The sequence below is a fragment of the Flavobacterium xylosi genome, from assembly GCF_042787345.1.
GTDB lineage: Bacteria > Bacteroidota > Bacteroidia > Flavobacteriales > Flavobacteriaceae > Flavobacterium > Flavobacterium xylosi.
The window spans coordinates 1-21,267 of sequence record NZ_JBHZPZ010000005.1; the positions used below are offsets into that span (position 1 = coordinate 1).

Sequence of the window (21,267 nt, forward strand, 5' to 3'; positions counted from 1 at the left end):
CTAAGGATGTATTTCGCCCCGATAGAATTTGGCCATTTCGTTTTGTTTATTAATTGTTATATTTCAAAGATACATTTTCATATTATTTTAACCTATGTCAAAGATATGAGCCCCGATTAAAACGGCATCCTTTCTAGTCCTGAACTTGTTTCAGGATCCTGAAACAAGTTCAGGACTAGAAAGATACAGTGGAAAGCGGGAAATAGCTACAAAAAACCAAAACAACACTGCTTAATCAGCTTATTAATTAGATAGTTAGCGTTTTCTAATTGTCAAAAATCGTTTGTCAATTATATAAATACTATCTTTGCGCAAATTATTGGAATATTATGAATAACAAGGAGGGCAATAATAAGAAAAGTGGCGCTAGAGCAAATAGCTCAAGACCCAGTTCGAATAAGCCAAAACCTGCCATGCAGAAGCGAGCTCAAGGGCCAAAAAAAGTTAAAGTAACTACTAAAGTTGCCGAAGTTGCTACTGATAAAGTAGAGAAAAAACCAAATCAGGCACCAAAGAGACCAAAAGTAAAAGACGAAATTCGTTTGAACAAATATATTGCTAATTCTGGTGCGTGCTCGCGTCGTGATGCCGATATTTACATTCAGTCCGGTACTGTAAAAGTAAACGGTATTCCTGTTACCGAAATGGGATATATGGTAAAACCGGGAGATGTTGTTAATTTTGACGGTTCGACTTTGACACCGGAGAAAAAAGTTTACATCTTACTAAACAAACCAAAAAACTTTACGACCGCCATGGACGAAGGCCAGGAGTATCGTAATGTATTGGAATTAGTGAAAGGTTCTACTACTGCAAAAATTGGCGCAGTTGGGAGAATGGACAAGAATACAACTGGTTTGTTATTGTTCACAAACGATACGGATATGATTCGTAAGTTTACTTTACCAAGTCAAAAATCATCTAAAATTTATCAAGTTTCATTGGACAAAAACCTGAAATTTGAGGATTTAGAAAAAATAAATAAAGGGTTGACTCTTGACGGACACCGTGTTTTTGTGGAAGATGTGAGTTACATTGATGGAGAGGCAAAAAGCGAAATTGGGTTGCAATTAAGATCGTCTAATGTAAAAGTGGTGCGTAATATTTTTGAACACTTTAGTTATGACGTATTGCGTATTGACAGAGTTTCTTTTGCTGGCTTGACCAAGAAAAATTTGCCAAGAGGAAACTGGAGATTGCTTACAGATCAAGAAATCATCAATTTGAAGAACGTTTAATATTTCTTTGAAATTATATCATTAAATCCCCTTTCGCATAAAGTGAAATGGGATTTTTGTAATTAAAAACAGAAACCTAACTACCATGACACCAGAAAAATTACAGTCTATCGCTTTTAAATGGTTCGAAACTTTTAACAACAAAGAATTGGAAAAACTATTGTCATTGTATGATGATGAGGCCGTGCATTTTAGTCCGAAACTAAAAATCCATAAACCAGAAACCAATGGTTTCGTAACTGGAAAACAAGGCTTACGGGAATGGTGGCAAGATGCTTTTGAACGTTTGCCTAGTTTGAACTATAAAGTAAAATCGCTTACCGCAAATGGTGATCGCGTTTTTATGGAATATCTTAGAACAGTTGACGGAGAAGATGAAATGCTTGTTGCAGAAGTGCTCGACATTAAAGAAGATAAAATAATTGCTTCCCGCGTATATCATGGATAATCACTCTATTTCAATTCTGTTTTTACTATAAAATAGAACATCAAAATCCCATTCGCTTTAAGCTGAATGGGATTTTTTTTGCAGACAAGGATTGAAAACGGAAAAAGTTCTAATTAGAGCAATATAAGATCGGAATATATTAACCAATAATTCATTTTTTTTGGTAAATTAGCTACAATTATTTAACAATCAATCATTATGAGAAAAATAACCCTTGTTTTTATTACATCAATTATTTCATTAGTTCTGGTCAACTGTAAATCCAAAGACAAAAAAGAAGATTTTAGTGCCTTGACAAAAAATTATTTTGACGATAAAAATGTGTTGGATCCTTTGAGTGCAACACAAAATGGTCAAAACGAATACAATGATCAGTTGCAATTTGACATGACTGATGATTACAGAAAATCGCAAGCAGCATTTTTTGATAAATATGAAAAAGTGCTTCAAACTGTTGATGAAACTAAACTTTCTGAAGAAGAAAAAAACAGTTATGAAATCATTAAATGGGAAGTAGAGATAGGCAAAAATTTGCTGAAGCAACCTACTAATTTAATGCCAATTCATCAATTTTGGGGAACACACTTGACCATGGGACAATTTGCCGGCGGAACAAGTGCACAGCCGTTTAAAACAGAGAAAGACTACACCAATTTCTTGAAGAGAATGGACAAATATTCTGTTTGGATTGATTCGGCTATGGTTTATATGAAAAAAGGAATCAAACAGGGCATCGTTATACCAAAAGCGTTAACCGTAAAGTTAATTCCCCAATTTGCAGAAATGGCAACCCCAAAAATCGAAGATAATTTATTTTATTCGGCTATAAAATTAATGCCCGCTACTTTCTCTGATGCCGTAAAAAAAGAATTGACGACAAAATATACTGCGATAATCAATGACAAATTGATTCCGCAGCACAAAAAAATGGCTGAATTCTTAAAAAACGAATACCTCCCTTCGTCCAGAACAACAAGTGGAATAGGCAGTTTCCCTTTTGGAAAAGAATTATATTCAACCTATGTAAAACAATGGACCACTACCGAAATGACTCCATCAGCAATTCATGAATTGGGATTAAAAGAAGTAGCGCGAATACATGCCGAAATGGAAAAAGTAAAAACCCAAGTTGGGTTTAATGGCACTTTACTAGCGTTTTTTGAGGAAGTTCGAAACAAAAAGGAATTAAAACCTTTCAAAAAACCAGAAGAAGTGATTGTCAACTTCCAAAGCATTTATACCCGAATAAAACCGAATGTGGATAAATTATTTTCGTTGCAACCCAAAACAAAATTTGAAATCAGAAGAACGGAAGCTTTTAGAGAAAAAACCGCCAGTGCAGAATATATGCAAGGTACTGCCGATGGTTCGCGTCCCGGTATTTTTTATGTACCAATACCAGATGTAGTTAATTATAATCTTTATGGAGATGAAGATTTGTTTTTGCATGAAGCCATTCCTGGGCATCACTTTCAAATTTCCTTGCAACAAGAAAACAATAGTCTTCCAGATTTCAGGAAATTCAATTGGTTTGGTGCTTACGGCGAAGGCTGGGCTTTGTACACGGAAAGTTTAGGGAAAGAACTTGGATTATATCAAGATCCGTATCAATATTTTGGAATGTTAGGCAACGAAATGCATAGAGCGGTGCGATTAGTTGTTGACACCGGATTACACTCTAAAGGCTGGACCAGAGAACAAGCGATTAAGTATTCGTTAGAAAACGAAGCTGAAAGTGAAGCCAGCATTATTCCTGAAATAGAGCGTTATATGGCAATTCCTGGACAAGCTTTATCTTATAAAATTGGACAATTGAAAATCATGGAATTGCGTAAAAAAGCCCAAGATAAAATGGGAACCAAATTCGACATCAAAAAGTTCCACGAAAAAGTATTAGAATCTGGAGTAATGCCATTGGCTTTATTAGAAAAGAAAATTAATGCTTGGATAGAAGAGAAATAATTTTCAATTATACGTATAAAAAAAGCTTCTCGATTGAGAAGCTTTTTTTATGCGGATAATAACTGTATATCCAGTTTTCATTTATAAATTTATTCCTCATTTACAAACGATTACGCACTATGTAAAAACGCTTCCGCAGGAATATTAAAATAGTTTTTGAGTTTTTGAGTCCTTTTTAAAGATTAAACTCCATTTTAGAAAATTAATTATAATTAGACTTATGTAATTTTGCAAGAGACAGTAACAAGACATTCCAAAATAGCTTCAAATTACTTTTCTTCTTGTTCTCGCCTGAGCTTACTATTCTTTTTACCGTAAAAAAAGTAGATTACAAACCCTATAGCCAACCAAACAATCAATCGCAACCAAGTATCAAAAGGAAGAGAAACCATCATTAACACGCAAGTTAATATTCCCAAAATTGGAATTAAAGGAACAAATGGGGTTTTGAATGGTCGTTCAATATCCGGTTGTTGCTTGCGCAAAATAATAATTCCAAGGCAGACCATAACAAATGCTAGAAGCGTTCCTATACTGGTCATCTCTCCTACTATACTAATGGGAACTAAACCTGCAAAAAGACAAATAAAGATACATAAAACAATATTTGATTTGAAAGGTGTGTTGAATTTTGGATGCAAATCAGAGAATATTTTAGGCAACAATCCATCCTTACTCATAGAAAAAAACACACGAGATTGCCCTAATAAATCAACTAATATCACAGATGTATATCCAATTAAAATAGCCATAATAACGGCTACTGCTAACCATTTGTAAGGAGTATGCGCAATAGCAACTGCAACTGGCGCAGCACTATTTTTAAATTCAGTATAATTAGCCAGACCTGTCATAACATATCCAAATAATATAAACAAAACAGTACAAACTATTAACGAACCCAGAATTCCAATGGGCATATTTCGTTGCGGATTTTTAGTTTCTTGCGCCATTGTAGCAACAATGTCGAAACCAATAAAAACAAAGAAAACTACTCCGGCACCGCGCAACACTCCTGACCAACCAAACTCTCCAAAAACACCGGTATTCTCAGGAATAAACGGATGGTAATTAGCCACATCAATATATTGCCAGCCCAAACTTATAAAAACCAATACGACACCCACTTTTAAAGTAACAACGATCACGTTAAATATCGCTGACCCTTTAGTCCCGCGAATAATTATTGCCGTTATTAAAGCAATAATTAGAATCGAAGGCAAATTAAACCATCCGTTTACTATTGTGCCGTCTGCTAATGTGGCTTTTTCAAAAGGAGACATCACCAACTGAGGCGGCAGGAAAATATCAAATTTCTCGAGAAACTTAACTAAATATTGTGACCAACTAATCCCTACAGTAGCGGCCCCGACAGAGTATTCAAGTATCAAATCCCAACCAATAATCCAAGCAAAAAGCTCACCTAAAGTGGCGTAAGCATAGGTATAGGCACTTCCTGAAACGGGTACCATAGAAGCGAACTCGGCATAGCATAAAGCACTAAATGCACAGCCTACAGCGGCAATAATAAAGGACAAAATCACGGCAGGTCCCGAATTATTTGCAGCTGCGATTCCTGTTAAAGAAAATAAACCGGCGCCTATAATAACTCCAACACCAATTGCTACTAAATTAATGGCTCCTAAACTTCTTTTTAGAGTTCCTTTGCCGCTTTCGGCAGCTTCTAATTTTAAACGGTCAATAGATTTTTTAAGCATAATTTTTGTGTTTTAAATATAAAAAAAGCCTTTCAGTAAAAGAAAGGCTTCGTTGCTATTATGTTTAGATAGCATCAGAATTAAACCATTTCTGCAATAAATAATGCTCCGCAAAGCAGTATTGTATAGAGGTAATTCAGCATGCTATAACTTCGTTTTTTATTCATGGTGCAAATGTATTGCGTATTGCATTTGATTCCCAAATTATTTCAACATTTTTCCATTATTTGACATTCCTTTTTGCCATTTAAAATACGCAAAAGATTACTATGTCTTCAGCTAGGAGTTTTTAGTTTAAAATACAGCTACAATTAAGTCTGTCTTGCATTTTTTACAGGGGCTTTTATAACTATTTGGCCTCATTTAACACTAAAAGCTCTTAGACTTATGTAATTTTGTAGAACAAAATAAAAAGACATACTAAAGTCATGAATGAAGAATCAAAAATCATTAGTACTCACAATTTGGACTGCTCCAGTCTTGAAAATTTAGCAAAAGATGTCGCTAACCGTTTGGATTGTAACGTTGAATATGGTTATCACCAAATCCATAATGGTCAACATGAATTTGTACAATTTGGAACCGTTGAAATAAATTCAAATGGCAACATAACAACCATCTATGACATGACAAATGATGAAACTTCCGAGTGCAATTATATAGTAGAACAAGGTGAAGAAGCTAAACTAATCTACTACGACATCATTCAGGTACTTCCTCCGATGGAGACAGAATTTAACAAAGCATTCCGTAATTTCAACACAAATGGATTCAAAGAAGCGCCTTATTATCTTAACGTATTTAAGGAACTTAAAAAACTCGGAGCTGATAAAATATATTTCATCAAAGAAACTTTTGAACCTGAATTGGATATAGTAGAAAATACAACTTCAGCAGCGTATTTGCAGACAATCAAAGAAAAAGCAACTTATTTTGAAGTGGTCTGAATGCCACAATAAAAGAAATTATCGTAATCAAATTATAATTAATTTCTTAATTCTAAATCATGGAAACCGTCTATAACTTAAATCGTTTTTTAGAAGCCCAAGAAACAAAATTTAATGATGCCTTATCCGAAATAAAAAACGGAAAAAAGCGAACTCATTGGATGTGGTTTATTTTCCCTCAAATAGCAGGACTGGGATTCACTGACTTCAATATATATTATGCCATCCAAAATAAAGAGGAAGCCACACAATACCTAAACCACCCGATTCTAGGAAAAAGACTGATAGAAATTACAAAAGCAGTAGCTGAAATAAATGGCAAAACAGCTTTAGAAATATTTGGTAAACCGGATGAAAGAAAACTGAAGTCCTGCATGACCTTATTTAGCATTTTAACTAATCCAAATCCAATATTCCAACAAGTGCTAGATAAATATTACAAAGGATTGGAAGACGAAAATACACTGCAGCTTATTAAAACAAAATAGCATTCTTAATTTTTGTAACGATTGATCAATAGTCTTAGAGACTGCCCACGGCCCAAATATTTAAATTAAAATGTGCTTCCATACACCACAAACCAAATTTGCTTTAGAAAAGAATCCGGAGAAATAAAAAACACCTAAACCATACTTACTAAAGAAGCCAATCCGCTTTTGGCGGAAATCCACAATCATAGAAAAAGAATAACGGAAGTTTTAAAACGACTTTGATTTACGAATCACTTGAGGTGAAATACGGGGGAATTAGAAAATAAAAAACCCTTTAACCGTTGATTTATAACGATTAAAGGGCTCTTAAAGTGCGGATAATAGGACTCGAACCTACACGCCTTGCGGCACCAGATCCTAAGTCTGGCATGTCTACCAATTTCACCATATCCGCGCAATTGTGGGTGCAAATATAAACATATCTTCTAACTTTCAAAGCAATTTATCAAAAAAATATTAATTCTCTTTTTTGTACTTTTGAAATTATAAAAAAAAAGTAATGGATAATATAAAATCGTACGTTCAACAACATAAAGATCGTTTTATAAACGAATTAATTGAATTATTGAAAATCCCATCGGTAAGCGCTGACACCGCTTATTGCCAAGATGTTATCGATACCGCTGCTGCCGTAAAAATAAGTTTGGAAAAAGCAGGTTGCGACACTGTCGAAATTTGTGAGACGGCGGGATACCCAATCGTTTACGGTGAAAAAATAATTGATCCAAGTTTGCCAACGGTTCTTGTGTACGGTCATTATGACGTTCAACCGCCGGATCCTATCGAACTTTGGACTTCGCCTCCATTCGAACCAATAATCAAGAAAACTGAAATTCATCCCGACGGAGCAATTTTTGCCCGTGGCGCTTGCGATGATAAAGGCCAAATGTATATGCATGTCAAAGCTTTTGAATATATGATTCAAAGCAATACTTTGCCGTGTAATGTAAAGTTCATGATTGAAGGCGAAGAAGAAGTAGGAAGTGTGAACCTGAAAATTTTCGTTGAAAACAATGTGGAAAAGCTTAAAAATGATGTGATTTTAATTTCAGATACTGGAATGATCTCAAATCAGCAACCGTCCATCACAACAGGTCTTCGTGGATTGAGTTATGTGGAAGTAGAAGTTACTGGGCCAAACCGCGATTTACACTCGGGTTTGTATGGTGGAGCAGTTGCGAATCCAATCAATATTCTAGCCAAAATGATTGCCTCACTGCATGACGAAAACAATCAAATCACTATTCCAGGATTCTATGATAATGTCGAAGAATTATCGCTGGAAGAACGAGCTGAAATGGCAAAAGCGCCTTTCAATTTAAACAATTATAAAAAAGCATTGGACTTAAATGATGTTTATGGCGAAAGCGGCTATGTGACTAATGAGCGAAACTCAATTCGTCCTACGCTTGATGTAAACGGAATTTGGGGTGGCTATACTGGCGAAGGCGCAAAAACCGTCATTGCTAGCAAAGCTTTTGCAAAAATATCGATGCGTTTAGTGCCTAATCAAGAATGGGAACACATCACTGAATTGTTCACTAACCATTTTACAAGCATTGCTCCTGCTGGCGTTACCGTAAAAGTAAAACCGCATCATGGCGGACAAGGATACGTTACCCCAATTGACAGCATTGGCTACAAAGCGGCGAATATGGCTTATACAGAAACTTTTGGAGTACCCGCAATTCCTGTACGCTCTGGAGGAAGCATTCCTATCGTGGCGCTATTCGAAAAAGAACTAAAAAGCAAAACAATTTTAATGGGATTTGGCTTAGACAGTGACGCCATTCACTCGCCAAATGAGCATTTTGGAATATTCAATTACCTAAAGGGAATCGAAACCATTCCGTTGTTTTATAAATATTTTGTGGAATTGAGTAAATAAAAATTCTCAAACTCGCTTTAAAAGTCCGCTTGTTCTTCTTAGAATAAACGGACTTTTTTATTTGGGCGTTTCCTTGTTGCAGCAATTCTCATAAAAATTCATGATGCTGCAAGCAACAAGGTCAGGTTTTCCGCTGCAATCTTTTTATCCGCCAAACGGGCGCATAAAAAGGATTTCCGCTGCAACCCTTAACGCGGGCACTTTTTTATAAAGATCTTTTACAATTCTAAAGGAAGTTCAACCTTCTGGCGTTTGGGAGACAATTATTTTGAAATAAGTTTGGCTATTTGTAAAAAAACTTTTAATTAGTAGGATAATATCTTATTTTGCAGAATAAAATTGTCAAAAAATGAGAAAATTAGCGTTGCTTTTAAGTTTTATAATTTTGAGTTTATCCTCATGTAAAACGAGCTTAATAAATCAAAAAATAGATAAAAGAAAAGAGGGACTTTGGATAGAAAAATATTCGCAAGATAGCACACAATATAAATCCATTGGGAAATATAAAAATGATGATCCCATTAAAAAGTGGAGATATAACCAAAATTCTATACTAATTAAGAGGGAAAAGTACAAGCAAAAACACTGTTTTACCCGCATTTACCATCTAAATGGAAAAATTCAATCTAAAGGAAAAACAGCATTAGACAACAGCACACAATATGCCCACTGGTATTATAGCGGCAACTGGAACTTTTATAACGAGAAAGGAAAACTAGTACTAAAGCGTTTTTATGAAAAAGGCAATCTCGTTACGGAAACGATCGTAAAAAATTAAAAAATATCGCAACTCGCTAATTTACAACAACAAATAATGGATAGCAGTTCAAATAATTTTCAGTGAGACAAAAAAATCCGCTTCGAAAGAAGCGGATTTATAAAATTAGCATTTTATCGATTTAGGTGGTTTGTGATTAAATTTAGGCCTAATTTCGGATTCGACACATTTACATAATACAAACCAATTCTCAAATTAAGCCAATTGCCCAAATCACTAGTAGCAAGTATTGGCAGATAGTACATTTTTTACTTAATATATTCGTCAATTTTTATATTTCTATTTTCATTATTCGCTTCCTCTATTGCTTTCAGAATAGTTGAGATTTGAATCTTATCAATCATTGTTTTATCAAAAAACACATATTCTATAGTCTTTGTGTTTTTAATATCATCTAGTGGATTTTTTGCAAGTAGCACTAAATCTGAATTATATCCTATTTTAATTTTCCCTGTATTGCTTTTCATCCAGCTACTTGGTGCAACGGTTGCCGAATAAAGTGCTTGTGAGTTTGTCATTCCAGATTGTGATAATGATTGTAATTCATCATGAAGTGAAAATCCTGGAACAACAGTTGCTACATTAGCATCTGTTCCTGCCATAATTGTAACTTTATTATCAACCAATGCCTTTGTCATAATATGAATCGCTTCTGCATAAGTTTTCCAAAAAGTTAACGATATTTTTTTTGCTTCAGATTCTTCTTCTCCGTCATATTCATATCCGTTTTTACCAGGCAACCAGCCCAATTTGTAAAGTGGAGTTCCTTCAATAATTTTAGGATTGGCATATTTTAATTCTATTTCTTTAAGTTTAGATTTTAAGGCAAATCTTTGTTTTGGTAAACTTTCAATTAACGAAATAGTAGAAGTTACACAAATATTGTTCTCTTTTAGTTTTTTTGCAATTTGGTCTGAATGTGCCTTTAAATAATTGATGTATTCTTTTGGATTTTTAGAAATTGATTTTCCGAAATCATCCATATTTTTTTTGGTTATTTCTTCAATATGAGCAATCTCTTTTTGACCTGATTGATAAAAAGTTTTTAAATTAACTAAAGGGATATGACCAACAACAGGGATGTTGTACTTTTTGGCAAGCTCGATTGTTGTTTTAAACATTTCCGGATTAACAAAACCATACATTTTTACAGCATCATAACCTTGTTTTTTTATTTTCTTTATCTCCTTTTCAGCATCCTCATTTGTTGAATAATTGACGGACTGTCTTGTCCAACTATAATAATAACCTGATAATCCACTCTCACTATATATTGGAGGAGATGTGATAAACATTCGTGGCCCAATTCCGTTTTTTTGTATTGCTTTTTTCCATTCTAAAGCTATAGGCCTTCCAGCCATTTCTCTGACATAGGTAACACCATTAACTAAATATAAAAATAAATCGTTCTTACTTTCTTTTAAATGTACGTGAGAATCAATAAGACCAGGAATTAAATATTTGTTTGTTCCATCAATAATGGTTGAGGAGTTATCTAGAAGTTGATTTTTTCCTAAATTAAATATCTTTCCATTTTTAATAATTACATCTTGATTTTTAATAAAATAAGTACAATCTTCTGAAAGTACATTGGCATTTTTTATTTGAATTATTTCAGATGGTTTAACAATTGAAGAAATATCAATAACTTTTGTCGATTTACCCAAAACGGTATTTAATTCGTTATCCGACCACAAAAACACACAAAAAGAAATACCTAATAATGCCATAACGACGTACAGCAATTTCCTAAATCTCATTTTTTTCATAAATTTATTACTTTGATTTGAGAGGCAAAAATAATTGAAAAACCACTGCAGTATAGGCTGTAATGAGGGATTAGGTATGAAATATGTCGTTTTAGGTACAAAAATTATAAGGACAATAAAAGCTCCTTAAAATTTTTAGAAACAGGCAGTTCAATTTGAGTCAGAAATATGGTGTCTTGATTTTTCCAAGCTTTAAAATGACTTGGATTTATTAAATGGGAACGATGGATTTGAACTAAAAAATCGAAATCTTTATGGATTTTTTTAAGTGTACTTCGAATTAATTTTGTCTTTATTTGACTTTCAACTAGAAAGAAAATTTCTACATAATTTTGTGAATTAGAGACACAAACCAAGTCCTTTTTTCTTATTTTTAAAATGTCTAACTTGTTTTCTCCTCTAATAACAATATTTTCGTCTTGTATTGGAATTAACTTAACAGAATATATCCTTGCTAAAACTATAATTGGAGTTGAAATCAAAGCAGATTTAAGAATAATTACTTGTAAAAATTCCAAAAAACCGAATCCTCCATTTAGAATGCGACTTTTGTAATAGGAATAGGTTATTACTAAAAAAAGGAAATGGAAAAGTAGAAGGATAATTATCTCAAAACCAATATTCCATTTTAATACTTTTTGATAGACACTTTTTTGAATTATAGCTATTAGTCCATAGCATAGAAATGAAATAAGACTAAATCCAACACTTATAAGAATCCATTGTCTTGAATTTATTGTTCCATCATCGAAAGGTTTGATAAAATAAGCGAAAATGAAAAACCAAAAACTGATAAAAATTCCGATTAGTAACTGATGGTTTATCGAAGCATTTATTTTTTTCATTTTGTATAAAAAGAGATAATTAAATAATTGGTTGTTGTTAGTTTTTTGGTTGCATTTCTGCCAACGTCAGTTTGTCTAAAAACCTAAAACAAGTCTCTGACAATTCCATATTTGAGATTTTTCAAAGATAGGAGTCCGACAACAAAAACTCAAAATTGAGACTTTTAAACAGTTTGACGTTCTCAGCTGTTATGTTGCTTGCTTTCATTTATCGTTCAGAATCTTCAATATTTCTTCAGAAGGAGCATCACATTCTGCGTTCGTTAAGTGCAATTCAAAAGCTTGATTCAACACTTCTTTAACAATTTTAGACAACTGATTTTTGGTAACACTTTTTTCTGGAAAGTCATAATCTATTTCAAGACTAAAAATAATATCGTCAACTTCCGTTTCGTAGTCATTTAAATCGGGAATACTATGTTCAGCATTTCCCAGAGGATTCCAGTACTTTAATATGGACTTAATTTGTTCGATTTTTTGTTGATTCATTTTGTCTGTGGGTGTTTCTATTTAGCTTCGCAACATTACTTAATTCCTATTTCTAGTTGCTGTATTTAATATTTAGTTCGGTTGCACGATACCGTTTTGTCGCCTAGCGATAAGGCGGAGAAAAAAGCCTAAACTTCCGGTTATAAACTGACTATGCAAGTACAAAACCACCTATTCCGCAAAAGGTCAATAAACTTTATCTTTTCCATTTATAGTTACTATTTATTTTCAAAAATAATATTTTGGTACATAATAAACTATTTTATCAGTAGTCTTTTAAAAAGTTGTTGATTAGCTACTATTTTTTCAGCGATATCACACAACGTTTGGCTAGTAGGCGACGGTCGGGGCTAATAATCCTAATACTTCGGTTAATCGCTATATTCCCAAATACAAAACCATCTTTAAATTAAGCCCAATCCGGCAATATTTCCAAACGGCAGTTATATACCGTTTGTCTTTTGGTCAGTGTATTTGTCGTTAAATAAATGATTTGGTTTTAGATAAACAATATTTTTTTTAAAATCTAGAAATATGTTAAATCTTTTTAAAACTTCATTACCTAAAATATGAATGTTTTTATTTTTCAAAGGTTTACTTGTCGTTAATTGTTGAACAGGAACATTCTTTAGTTTATAATTTCCAATTTTCAGAACTTTTAAATTGGAAGTAATGACTGGAATTTCATTTCCTTGAGCGCCTTTCATTATTACTTTGTTTACGATTTCCATTTTCTCGGTTGGAAACTTCCCTTGTTTTAATAAATCCCTATCTAACATTGCGGTTCTTTGATAACCAATATCAAATAGAAAAAGATCTTTATTAGTGACGCCATTTTGTTTAATTTTACTTGAAATTAAAAACAAGTCTTTCCAGAATTCCATTTTAAGTATAGCGAATTTGCTGTCTAATGTTACATGTTTTGGTAATTCAGAGTGAATAATCATAGCGTTATTGTCATAATTTAGTTCAACAATTTTGTCTTTGAAAAAGTCCCAACCAAATCTTCCGTCTGTTCCGTGTCCTGATAATTCAGCGTCGTATACTTTAGTTTTGTAATTTGTTTTTCCAATTTTTAAATTATAAAATTTGCTGTAAAGTTCAGTTGTCGATTTAAGTTTATTCTTTAAGATATCATTTAATAAAACTAATTCGGTTGTTCCCGTATCAAAATTTAAATTTAAAGTGTCTTTTTCATTAAAAACAGCTTTCACAAAAATTGTGTTTTGTTCGTTTATTGTCATTGCAATTGTGTCTCTTATTTCTAATTTTTGAGCAGAACCGTTTATAGAAATAATTAAAAAAGCAAGTAAAAAGGTTATTTTCATTTTTTGTATAATTTTCATTCAATCCTTGTCAATAGTTCTAGTTGGAATACTCATTCACTTTTAAATGAATTCCAACTCCTACATTCATAATTAATTTTTTATTTTGCCATTCAAGATTAATGTTGTCTCTGGAAACATAAGGACCACTGAAAACAGTTGAAGAAAATTTAATTGTATTGTATTCATTTTTAATATTTCCGTTGTTTTCAAAATCAATCCATTCAATCGCTACCAAAAAGTCATTTTCAAATGATAAATACTGATTTGTTAGATCAAACTTTACCATACCGCTTTTGGTGATTTTAATAATATTATCCTTTCCATTTTCTTTTATAAAACTAATAGTGTCATTTTTAATTTCATAAAAATTGATTCTAAAAGTTACAGATTTGTATTCAAAGTCAGGAATATTAAACTGAACACTTTTTAAATCATAAACTTTATTCTTTTTTACCGTAATTATTTTGCCTATTTCTGTACCTAAATTATTTGAAGTAAAGCAAGTCACAACATTGTCAGTTTCTGTTTTAGTTCCAACAATTTTTTCTTTAAATTTTCTTTTTCTATTTGATACGACAACTTCTTTTAAACTCTCCATTTTAGTGACGAGTTGAATTTCGTTTGTTTTTATAGGGATTTCAATTGTCTTTTTTTCAAAATTCAAATGTGAAAAAATTATTGCATCATTTTCTTTTATAGATGAATTTTCAATAAAAAAGTCTCCATTCAAATTGCTTACTGTTCCAATAGATTTTTCTTTAATCGATATATTTACGTATGGAATTCCTTTTCCGTATTGGTCTACACATTTTCCTTTTATTTGAGCAAAAGTTGAAGAAGCTAAAAGTAAACAAGCAATAAATAGTAATTTAGAGGTAAAATATATTTTCATTTTTTTTATAAGTTTAAATTTAAGACGAATAAATTTTATTTTTGTTACATCAAGTTATTGAATTCTCCTAATTCATAAAATGGCATACAACGTTTTGCGTATTTGCGAAGTGGCAGGGGAATAAATCCCCATCTTTAAATTAAAAAACCATCATTCCTAAACAGGAACAATCTTTCAATTAAACAGCAATCCTGCCATTTTTGCAAACTGCTATTATACGTGCGGTTGTTTATTTATTATTCTTTCAAATTTAATTTTTCAGTTTTCGTTTCTCATATTTTTAATGAGATTTCTTATTGATGCTAAATGACAAAACATAATAATCGGAACTATAAATGTTGGCAACCAACTAAATGGAAAATTTAGCATTGCAATATTCGGTTGTTCAAATGCGAATTTTTGAAACGGAGATGGAGTCGATAAGAATGCGTTTATGACAATATTTAGCAAAAGTCCAAGACAAATAAAGTTCCAAATTAAGATTCCATTTCGACTTAGCTTTCCATTTTGGATTCCATAATATGCAATAAATGGAGCGGTAATTCCTGCGATTATGTCAAAATTTCTACCTTCAAAAGTCATAAGTTCTGGAATAACTTTACTCGTAAACAACCAAAATAAAACAATTTCGACTGGAATTCTTATGCTATTTATGTAGGTTAATTTAATCAAATCCAAACTGTCAATAAATTCTTTTCCTTTTTTTGTCGCAAAAAGTAAAATAATTGTCAAAATTGTTGGTGCAATTCCAAAGATTAAAATTTTAGGTGGAATAGAATTAGTTTCAGAATTATAAACGTTTTTCAAAGTTAAAATTGCTTGAATTATCAGCCAAATGGTTAGCCCAAACAAAATCAGTTTCGATTTATTTCGGATATTTTCAGAACTTGAGTTTTTTATTGTCCAATAAAAAAGTAACAATGTTGCAATTGTTGTAATTGCAAAAGTTATTGTGATGAAATTTAGTAAATTTTCTATCATATTAATTGCTTTTCTATTTCGTTTCTCGTCAACTGAAGCTTAACGTCCCGCCGCTTTGAGATGGTGGGGATAAAATAAGCCCAAACTTTCAGTTGATGACTGAATTTTACAAGTACAAAACAACGTTTCAGTTTATAACCGAAACCCCACTATATCAAAACGGCTGTTAACTGTAGTGTTTTTCTTTGATTTGTCTTTAAAAATTTATTTAAAATCTGTTTAGTATCGGATGTCCAAATTCAATTCTCCAGTTCATTTCTAACATATTAGCATATTCTTCGTAATAGTTTGTTATTTCTGTGGATTTTAAAAATTCAGAAAAAAGACCTTTATTTTCATCAAAATTAAAAAATGAAACACCCCAATTGGAAATATTGAAGTTTTTTCTATTTTCAATATTTAATGTTCCTGTCCTAAAGTCATTAGAGAAAAATTCTTGATTTATTCTACTTCTTAAATTATATGTTTGCCCTTTTTTTAATTCTAATCCTTTGTAACCTCCAATTCCATTATATACTATTCTGAAACTATTACTTTTTATTTCACAAATATTTTTTAATTCTTCTCTGTTTTCTACCAGTTTGCTAATTGGAACTTCGGCATTATGCGTACTTTCTATTTTTTTTAGCTCATCAAATATTAAATCAGTCCAAATCCAATACATTCCTCTGCCTTTTCCTATTTTTGAGTTAGTTCTAAATTCATATGCACTACAGAAATTTTGTAGCTGTATTTTATTAATTTCGGTTAATACTTTTTTTACGCTCATTTATATTTATTCATTTTCAGCTTTAAGATTTCTTGCTTTTATAGCTTCTATATTATCGACCAAAAATTTTGACAATATTTCACAGTTTTTTGCTCTTACGCCAAGTGTTAAAAAATTAATTTTCATAAACTCTTCTTCTCCATAAAAAAATAAAAAAATTCTATCTCTTAATTGTTCGTTATTTCTGGAATTCCTAAAAGCTTGTGCAGCATCTTTGTTTGTTTGACCCCATTTTAGGTTAAGTTTATATAATGCAAATGCGTTTAAATTATCATTTCCATTTTCACAGCTTATTGCACAAGTATTTAATAAATCATTAAGAGCATCGTTTGGAAGCCCTTTCACTATTACATTTGTGTATTTTTTACTTTTAGATAAATTTTGTTTTGTTTGTCCAAACAGAAAAAAAGGAAAAATAAACATTATAATAATTACATTTTTCAAAATATTATTTTTCATACTTTAATAGATTTTTTTTAGCGGATTTTTTTTTTAACATTACAGTTAACTAGTATATAAGCGACACAAACCTTCGTATATACACCTAAATCTGGGCAGATTGCGCAAGGTCTGTTTCGCTTTACGTTTTCCAAATATAATTAAATTTTCTTACAATTTATAAAAAAACGGCGCATCAATGGAATGCTTTGCGTGAGGGATAGCAGCGAAAATCCTTTATGTTTTTTCTTTAAAAACATAAAGATTGCAGCGAACAGCCCGACCCGAAGTTGTGAGGAGGAACGACGAAACAATCTGCAGGGTCACGCCCAAAAAAAGGTATTCAATAAGCGAAGTGTATAAAAAAATCCGCAACTCTAGACTTTTATCAAGAGAAGCGGATTCAAACTACAATCTAAAACTATTAACTAAAAAACTTTTAACGGATTATATCCTAAATAAGGCATGGCTTGTTCTTTGAAAACAACCCCATATTCTTCTAATTCTTTCAAAATAGGTAAATACACTTCTTTACGAATTGGAAGCTGTACTCCCGGCGTGGTAATCTTACCATTTAGGATTAGTAATGTTGCCATTGCAACTGGCAAACCTACCGTTTTTGCCATGGCGGTATAGGTTTGATCTTCTCCTATGCACACCATTTTGGAATCTATTTGCTTTTTTTCACCATATAACTCGTATCCGAATTTATGGTACATCACAATCATATCTTTATCTTCGGGCTGAAGCGTCCAACTATCGCTCAATATTTTTTCCAGGATTCGTGCTGGAGTGGCATTTTTAAGTCCAACAATTTTTTTGTGGCTGAATAAATCCAGCTCCACTAATTTATCCCACATAATATCATCTTGGTCAATTTTTAGAATCAGTCGAACTTTTATTTCAACAGAATCCGTTGGATGGTAAGGCAAAAAAGAATTAACAAATTTGCGGTAGCTCATGTTTTCAGAATCTTCCATAACGTAACTGTCATCCGTCATTCCCAATTGCACAAACATATTCCACGCTTTTGAAAACCCAACCCGACGGATTGTTCCTCTATATAAGGTAAGAACATCGTCTAAGCCATATACACTTCTGTATTTTAGCGAATCCCTATTCGAATACGCTTCAAATCTACCGTAGCCTTCCACGTCCAAAAATTCTGTTCTTCTAAACAAATTACAATACGGAATGTATTTATACGCTCCTTCCTGAATAAACTTGGCAGCACCGCCTTGACCGGCAAGAACCACGTTGCGGGGAGCCCATGTGAATTTATAATTCCAAAGATTCGTGTCTGATTCAGGCGCTACAAGTCCGCCACAAAAGGATTCAAACAAAAGCATTTTTCCTCCTTTATCACCAATTTCATCAATGACTTTCATGGCGCTCATGTGGTCAATTCCCGGATCTAAGCCAATCTCATTCATGAAAATAAGATTGTTTTCTTTTGCAGCAGCGTCTAATTCTTGCATGGCATCACTGACATAGGAAGCGGTAACCATACTTTTTTTATAAACAATACAATCTCTGGCAACCTCAATATGCAAGTGAGCCGGTAACATCGAAATAACGATATCCGCTTGTTGTATCGCTATTTGCCTTTGATCTTTATCATAAATATCAAGAGCTATTGCTGTAGCATTGGGGTGATTATTGGTTTTCTTTTGAGCCAATGCCAATGATAAATCGCCAATAACTAGATGCAAATTCTCTTTTTCTGATTTATCCAGAAGATAGTGTATCAGCGACGAAGCCGATCTTCCTGCACCAATGATAAGTATTGTTCTCATTTTTTTATAATTATAACACAAACATACAAAATTGTTGTATTTATAACAAATAGCTCGAATAAAATTTCAAAATAATAAAAAGCTAAAAATAAATAACCCTGAAAAATATAAATCTGTATAATGCCACTTTGTGCAAAGTATCTTCTGAATTCCTTTAATTTGAATAGAATATGAGATAAATTTGCATTGAAAAATAAATGACAAAATGGACAAAAAAATAATTTCGACTGGAGCAGTTTTTGGAATGTTAGCAATCATATTAGGTGCTTTTGGTGCACATGCCCTAAAAAAAGTACTGTCTCTGGAACAACTTTATACTTTTGAAACCGGAGTACGCTACCAAATGTACCAGGCACTCTTTTTATTATTCGTTGGCATCATGACAGACGTATCTCAAAAAGCAAAGAAAACAATCTATAATCTGGTACTTTTTGGTGTTATTTTATTCTCAGGCTCTATTTATTTATTGGCCACAAATACACTCACTCCTTTCGATTTTAAAGTGATTGGTTTTGTGACTCCCATCGGTGGACTCTTTTTAATACTGGCTTGGGGAGTATTACTTTTCCATATTATAAAGAAAAAACAACAAAACTTAGATAATTAAATCCTATCTAAAATATAAGTTCTACTTTTGCAGTCGATAAATTAAACTACACAATACATAATTTTATGAATAATAACACACCGTTTACGCAATCGATTTCGCTAGAAAACATAGGAATTGAAAACGCAAAGATTCATTACCAATTATCAGCCAACGAATTACATGAAAAGACAATTGCATTGGGTCAAGGAATTGAAATTTCGAATGGCGCTTTAGCTGTCAACACTGGCGAATACACAGGACGCTCTCCTCTGGATCGATTTATCGTGAAAGACAGCATTACTGAAAACCAAGTTTGGTGGGGAAAAGTAAATATTCCTTTTGAACCTAAAGCATTTGATGCTTTGTATAAAAAAGTCACGACTTATTTATCAAATAAGGAGGTTTACGTAAGAGATTCTTATGTATGTGCCGATCCTAATTACAGATTAAATGTTCGAGTGGTTACAGAAACTCCTTGGGCAAATTTATTTTGTTATAATATGTTTTTGAGACCTGAAACTAAAGAACTTGAAAACTTTACACCAGAATGGACTCTGTTATGTATTCCCAGTTTCTTAGCAGATCCAGCTGTAGATGGAACCCGTCAAAGCAATTTTGCTATTTTAGATTTTACCAAAAAAATTGTTTTAATAGGTGGAACAGGATATACAGGTGAAATGAAAAAAGGAATTTTTTCTGCTTTGAATTTCATTTTACCAGTTTTCAAAAACACTTTACCAATGCATTGCAGTGCCAATGTAGGAAAAGAGGGTGATACTGCCATTTTCTTTGGATTATCCGGAACAGGAAAAACAACTTTATCTGCGGATCCAGCCAGAAAATTGATTGGTGATGATGAGCACGGTTGGACAAATGAAAATACCGTTTTTAATTTTGAAGGAGGTTGCTATGCAAAAGTGATCAATCTTTCAGAAGAAAATGAACCGGATATTTTTAGAGCTATCAAAAGAGGCGCTATTTTAGAGAATGTAATCATTAACCAAGAAACGAATGAAGTTGATTTTGATGATGTTTCAATCACTCAAAATACTCGCGTAAGTTACCCTATTTACCATATTGATAACATTCAGCCCGGTTCTATTGGGGAAAATCCTAAAAATATATTTTTCTTAACTGCCGATTCTTTTGGTATTTTGCCTCCAATTTCAAAATTAACACCTGGCCAGGCTGCTTACCACTTTATTTCTGGATACACTGCAAAAGTTGCCGGAACAGAAGCCGGTATTACAGAGCCTCAGCCTAATTTCTCCGCTTGTTTCGGTGCTCCTTTTATGCCTTTGCACCCTACAAAATATGCTGAAATGTTAAGCAAAAAAATGAAAGATGCAAATGTGACGGTTTGGTTAATTAATACTGGATGGACTGGTGGTCCTTACGGAATTGGAAGTCGAATGAAACTGAAATACACACGTGCTATGATTACAGCCGCATTAAACGGAGAATTAGACGACGTAGCGTATGAGAATCACAAAGCATTTGGAATTGCAATACCACAATCTTGTCCAAATGTGCCTGTTGAAATATTAAACCCCAGAAACACATGGGAAGATGCTGAACTGTATGATCAAAAAGCAGTTGAATTAGCTCAAAAATTCAAAACTAATTTTGCTAAGTTTGAAGAATTTGCAAATCCCGAAATTATGGCGGGAGCACCCATCGTATAAGTTAATTATAATTCAAAAAAGAAAAAGAGCTGTTCCTTACGAATGGCTCTTTTTTATTTGGCCAAACTGCACACTTCGTCTTATGCAGACAAAAGAATTCTTTTCTTACAAGAACCAAGGCTAATCAAAAACATATCAACTATTCATACCAATATTAAATTATTGGCGTTAAATTTGTTATCATCAATCACCCGAGCTAGAATAGCGAACTGGCGA

19 protein-coding genes and 1 tRNA gene are annotated in these 21,267 nt (G+C 32.7%); 9 read left to right on the top strand and 11 right to left on the bottom strand.

The genetic code is table 11. The annotated features are described in order from the left end of the window. Window positions 1-329: 329 nt before the first annotated feature. The 3 genes from ACFX5E_RS05220 to ACFX5E_RS05230 all read left to right on the top strand — a co-directional run bounded on the left by ACFX5E_RS05220 (window position 330) and on the right by ACFX5E_RS05230 (window position 3,648). Entirely contained in the window at window positions 330-1,238 is a 909-nt protein-coding gene (locus tag ACFX5E_RS05220; RefSeq protein WP_379854126.1) for a pseudouridine synthase, read from the top strand. A gap of 85 nt (window positions 1,239-1,323) precedes the next feature. Next, window positions 1,324-1,686, top strand: coding sequence for a nuclear transport factor 2 family protein (locus ACFX5E_RS05225; RefSeq protein ID WP_379854127.1), 363 nt, complete (start codon window positions 1,324-1,326; stop codon window positions 1,684-1,686). Between the two features lie 198 nt (window positions 1,687-1,884). Then, window positions 1,885-3,648, top strand: a complete 1,764-nt coding sequence (locus ACFX5E_RS05230) for a DUF885 domain-containing protein (protein ID WP_379854128.1) — start codon at window positions 1,885-1,887, stop codon at window positions 3,646-3,648. Window positions 3,649-3,917: 269 nt separating this feature from the next. Here the strand turns inward: ACFX5E_RS05230 and ACFX5E_RS05235 are convergent, their stop codons facing one another. Continuing rightward, window positions 3,918-5,366 (bottom strand): amino acid permease, encoded by a 1,449-nt coding sequence (locus ACFX5E_RS05235; protein ID WP_379854129.1) that lies wholly within the window; start codon window positions 5,364-5,366, stop codon window positions 3,918-3,920. A 428-nt stretch (window positions 5,367-5,794) separates the two neighbouring features. On the opposite strand from ACFX5E_RS05235, the gene ACFX5E_RS05240 reads away from it, so the two are divergent. Continuing rightward, the gene (locus ACFX5E_RS05240) at window positions 5,795-6,313 is read left to right on the top strand and encodes a hypothetical protein (RefSeq protein WP_379854130.1); all 519 of its coding nucleotides are present in this window, start codon (window positions 5,795-5,797) and stop codon (window positions 6,311-6,313) included. A 59-nt stretch (window positions 6,314-6,372) separates the two neighbouring features. Then, window positions 6,373-6,801, top strand: a complete 429-nt coding sequence (locus ACFX5E_RS05245; protein ID WP_379854131.1) for a DUF1810 domain-containing protein — start codon at window positions 6,373-6,375, stop codon at window positions 6,799-6,801. Between the two features lie 315 nt (window positions 6,802-7,116). On the opposite strand, the gene ACFX5E_RS05250 is transcribed toward ACFX5E_RS05245, so the two are convergent. Next, window positions 7,117-7,198, bottom strand: a tRNA-Leu gene (locus ACFX5E_RS05250). A 105-nt stretch (window positions 7,199-7,303) separates the two neighbouring features. Between ACFX5E_RS05250 and ACFX5E_RS05255 the strand changes: the two genes are divergently transcribed. Then, on the top strand, window positions 7,304-8,692 hold the full coding sequence (locus tag ACFX5E_RS05255) for a dipeptidase (RefSeq protein ID WP_379854132.1): 1,389 nt from the start codon (window positions 7,304-7,306) through the stop codon (window positions 8,690-8,692). A gap of 349 nt (window positions 8,693-9,041) precedes the next feature. Further along, entirely contained in the window at window positions 9,042-9,470 is a 429-nt protein-coding gene (locus tag ACFX5E_RS05260; protein ID WP_379854133.1) for a hypothetical protein, read from the top strand. Window positions 9,471-9,718: 248 nt separating this feature from the next. On the opposite strand, the gene ACFX5E_RS05265 is transcribed toward ACFX5E_RS05260, so the two are convergent. The 9 genes from ACFX5E_RS05265 to ACFX5E_RS05305 all read right to left on the bottom strand — a co-directional run bounded on the left by ACFX5E_RS05265 (window position 9,719) and on the right by ACFX5E_RS05305 (window position 18,777). Beyond that, window positions 9,719-11,239: an amidohydrolase family protein gene (locus ACFX5E_RS05265; protein WP_379854134.1), complete on the bottom strand. Its 1,521-nt coding sequence runs from the start codon at window positions 11,237-11,239 to the stop codon at window positions 9,719-9,721. Window positions 11,240-11,343: 104 nt separating this feature from the next. After that, entirely contained in the window at window positions 11,344-12,084 is a 741-nt protein-coding gene (locus ACFX5E_RS05270; protein WP_379854135.1) for a LytTR family transcriptional regulator DNA-binding domain-containing protein, read from the bottom strand. Window positions 12,085-12,288: 204 nt separating this feature from the next. Continuing rightward, window positions 12,289-12,573 carry a hypothetical protein gene (locus ACFX5E_RS05275; protein WP_379854136.1) on the bottom strand — a complete coding sequence of 95 codons (285 nt, stop codon included), beginning with the start codon at window positions 12,571-12,573 and terminating at the stop codon, window positions 12,289-12,291. Between the two features lie 443 nt (window positions 12,574-13,016). After that, window positions 13,017-13,901, bottom strand: a complete 885-nt coding sequence (locus tag ACFX5E_RS05280; RefSeq protein WP_379854137.1) for a clan AA aspartic protease — start codon at window positions 13,899-13,901, stop codon at window positions 13,017-13,019. Window positions 13,902-13,938: 37 nt separating this feature from the next. Then, window positions 13,939-14,793, bottom strand: coding sequence for a carboxypeptidase-like regulatory domain-containing protein (locus ACFX5E_RS05285; RefSeq protein ID WP_379854138.1), 855 nt, complete (start codon window positions 14,791-14,793; stop codon window positions 13,939-13,941). A 258-nt stretch (window positions 14,794-15,051) separates the two neighbouring features. After that, the gene (locus tag ACFX5E_RS05290; RefSeq protein WP_379854139.1) at window positions 15,052-15,774 is read right to left on the bottom strand and encodes a hypothetical protein; all 723 of its coding nucleotides are present in this window, start codon (window positions 15,772-15,774) and stop codon (window positions 15,052-15,054) included. Window positions 15,775-15,982: 208 nt separating this feature from the next. Next, complete coding sequence (locus ACFX5E_RS05295; protein WP_379854140.1) at window positions 15,983-16,543, bottom strand: hypothetical protein; 561 nt, start codon at window positions 16,541-16,543, stop codon at window positions 15,983-15,985. A gap of 6 nt (window positions 16,544-16,549) precedes the next feature. Further along, window positions 16,550-17,002, bottom strand: coding sequence for a hypothetical protein (locus tag ACFX5E_RS05300; RefSeq protein WP_379854141.1), 453 nt, complete (start codon window positions 17,000-17,002; stop codon window positions 16,550-16,552). Between the two features lie 407 nt (window positions 17,003-17,409). Next, window positions 17,410-18,777: a saccharopine dehydrogenase family protein gene (locus ACFX5E_RS05305; RefSeq protein WP_379854142.1), complete on the bottom strand. Its 1,368-nt coding sequence runs from the start codon at window positions 18,775-18,777 to the stop codon at window positions 17,410-17,412. 205 nt (window positions 18,778-18,982) lie between these two features. Here ACFX5E_RS05305 and ACFX5E_RS05310 point away from each other — a divergent pair, with 205 nt between their 5' ends. Then, on the top strand, window positions 18,983-19,384 hold the full coding sequence (locus ACFX5E_RS05310) for a DUF423 domain-containing protein (protein ID WP_379854143.1): 402 nt from the start codon (window positions 18,983-18,985) through the stop codon (window positions 19,382-19,384). 65 nt (window positions 19,385-19,449) lie between these two features. Beyond that, complete coding sequence (gene pckA, locus ACFX5E_RS05315; RefSeq protein ID WP_379854144.1) at window positions 19,450-21,051, top strand: phosphoenolpyruvate carboxykinase (ATP); 1,602 nt, start codon at window positions 19,450-19,452, stop codon at window positions 21,049-21,051. The last annotated feature ends 216 nt before the right edge of the window (window positions 21,052-21,267 follow it).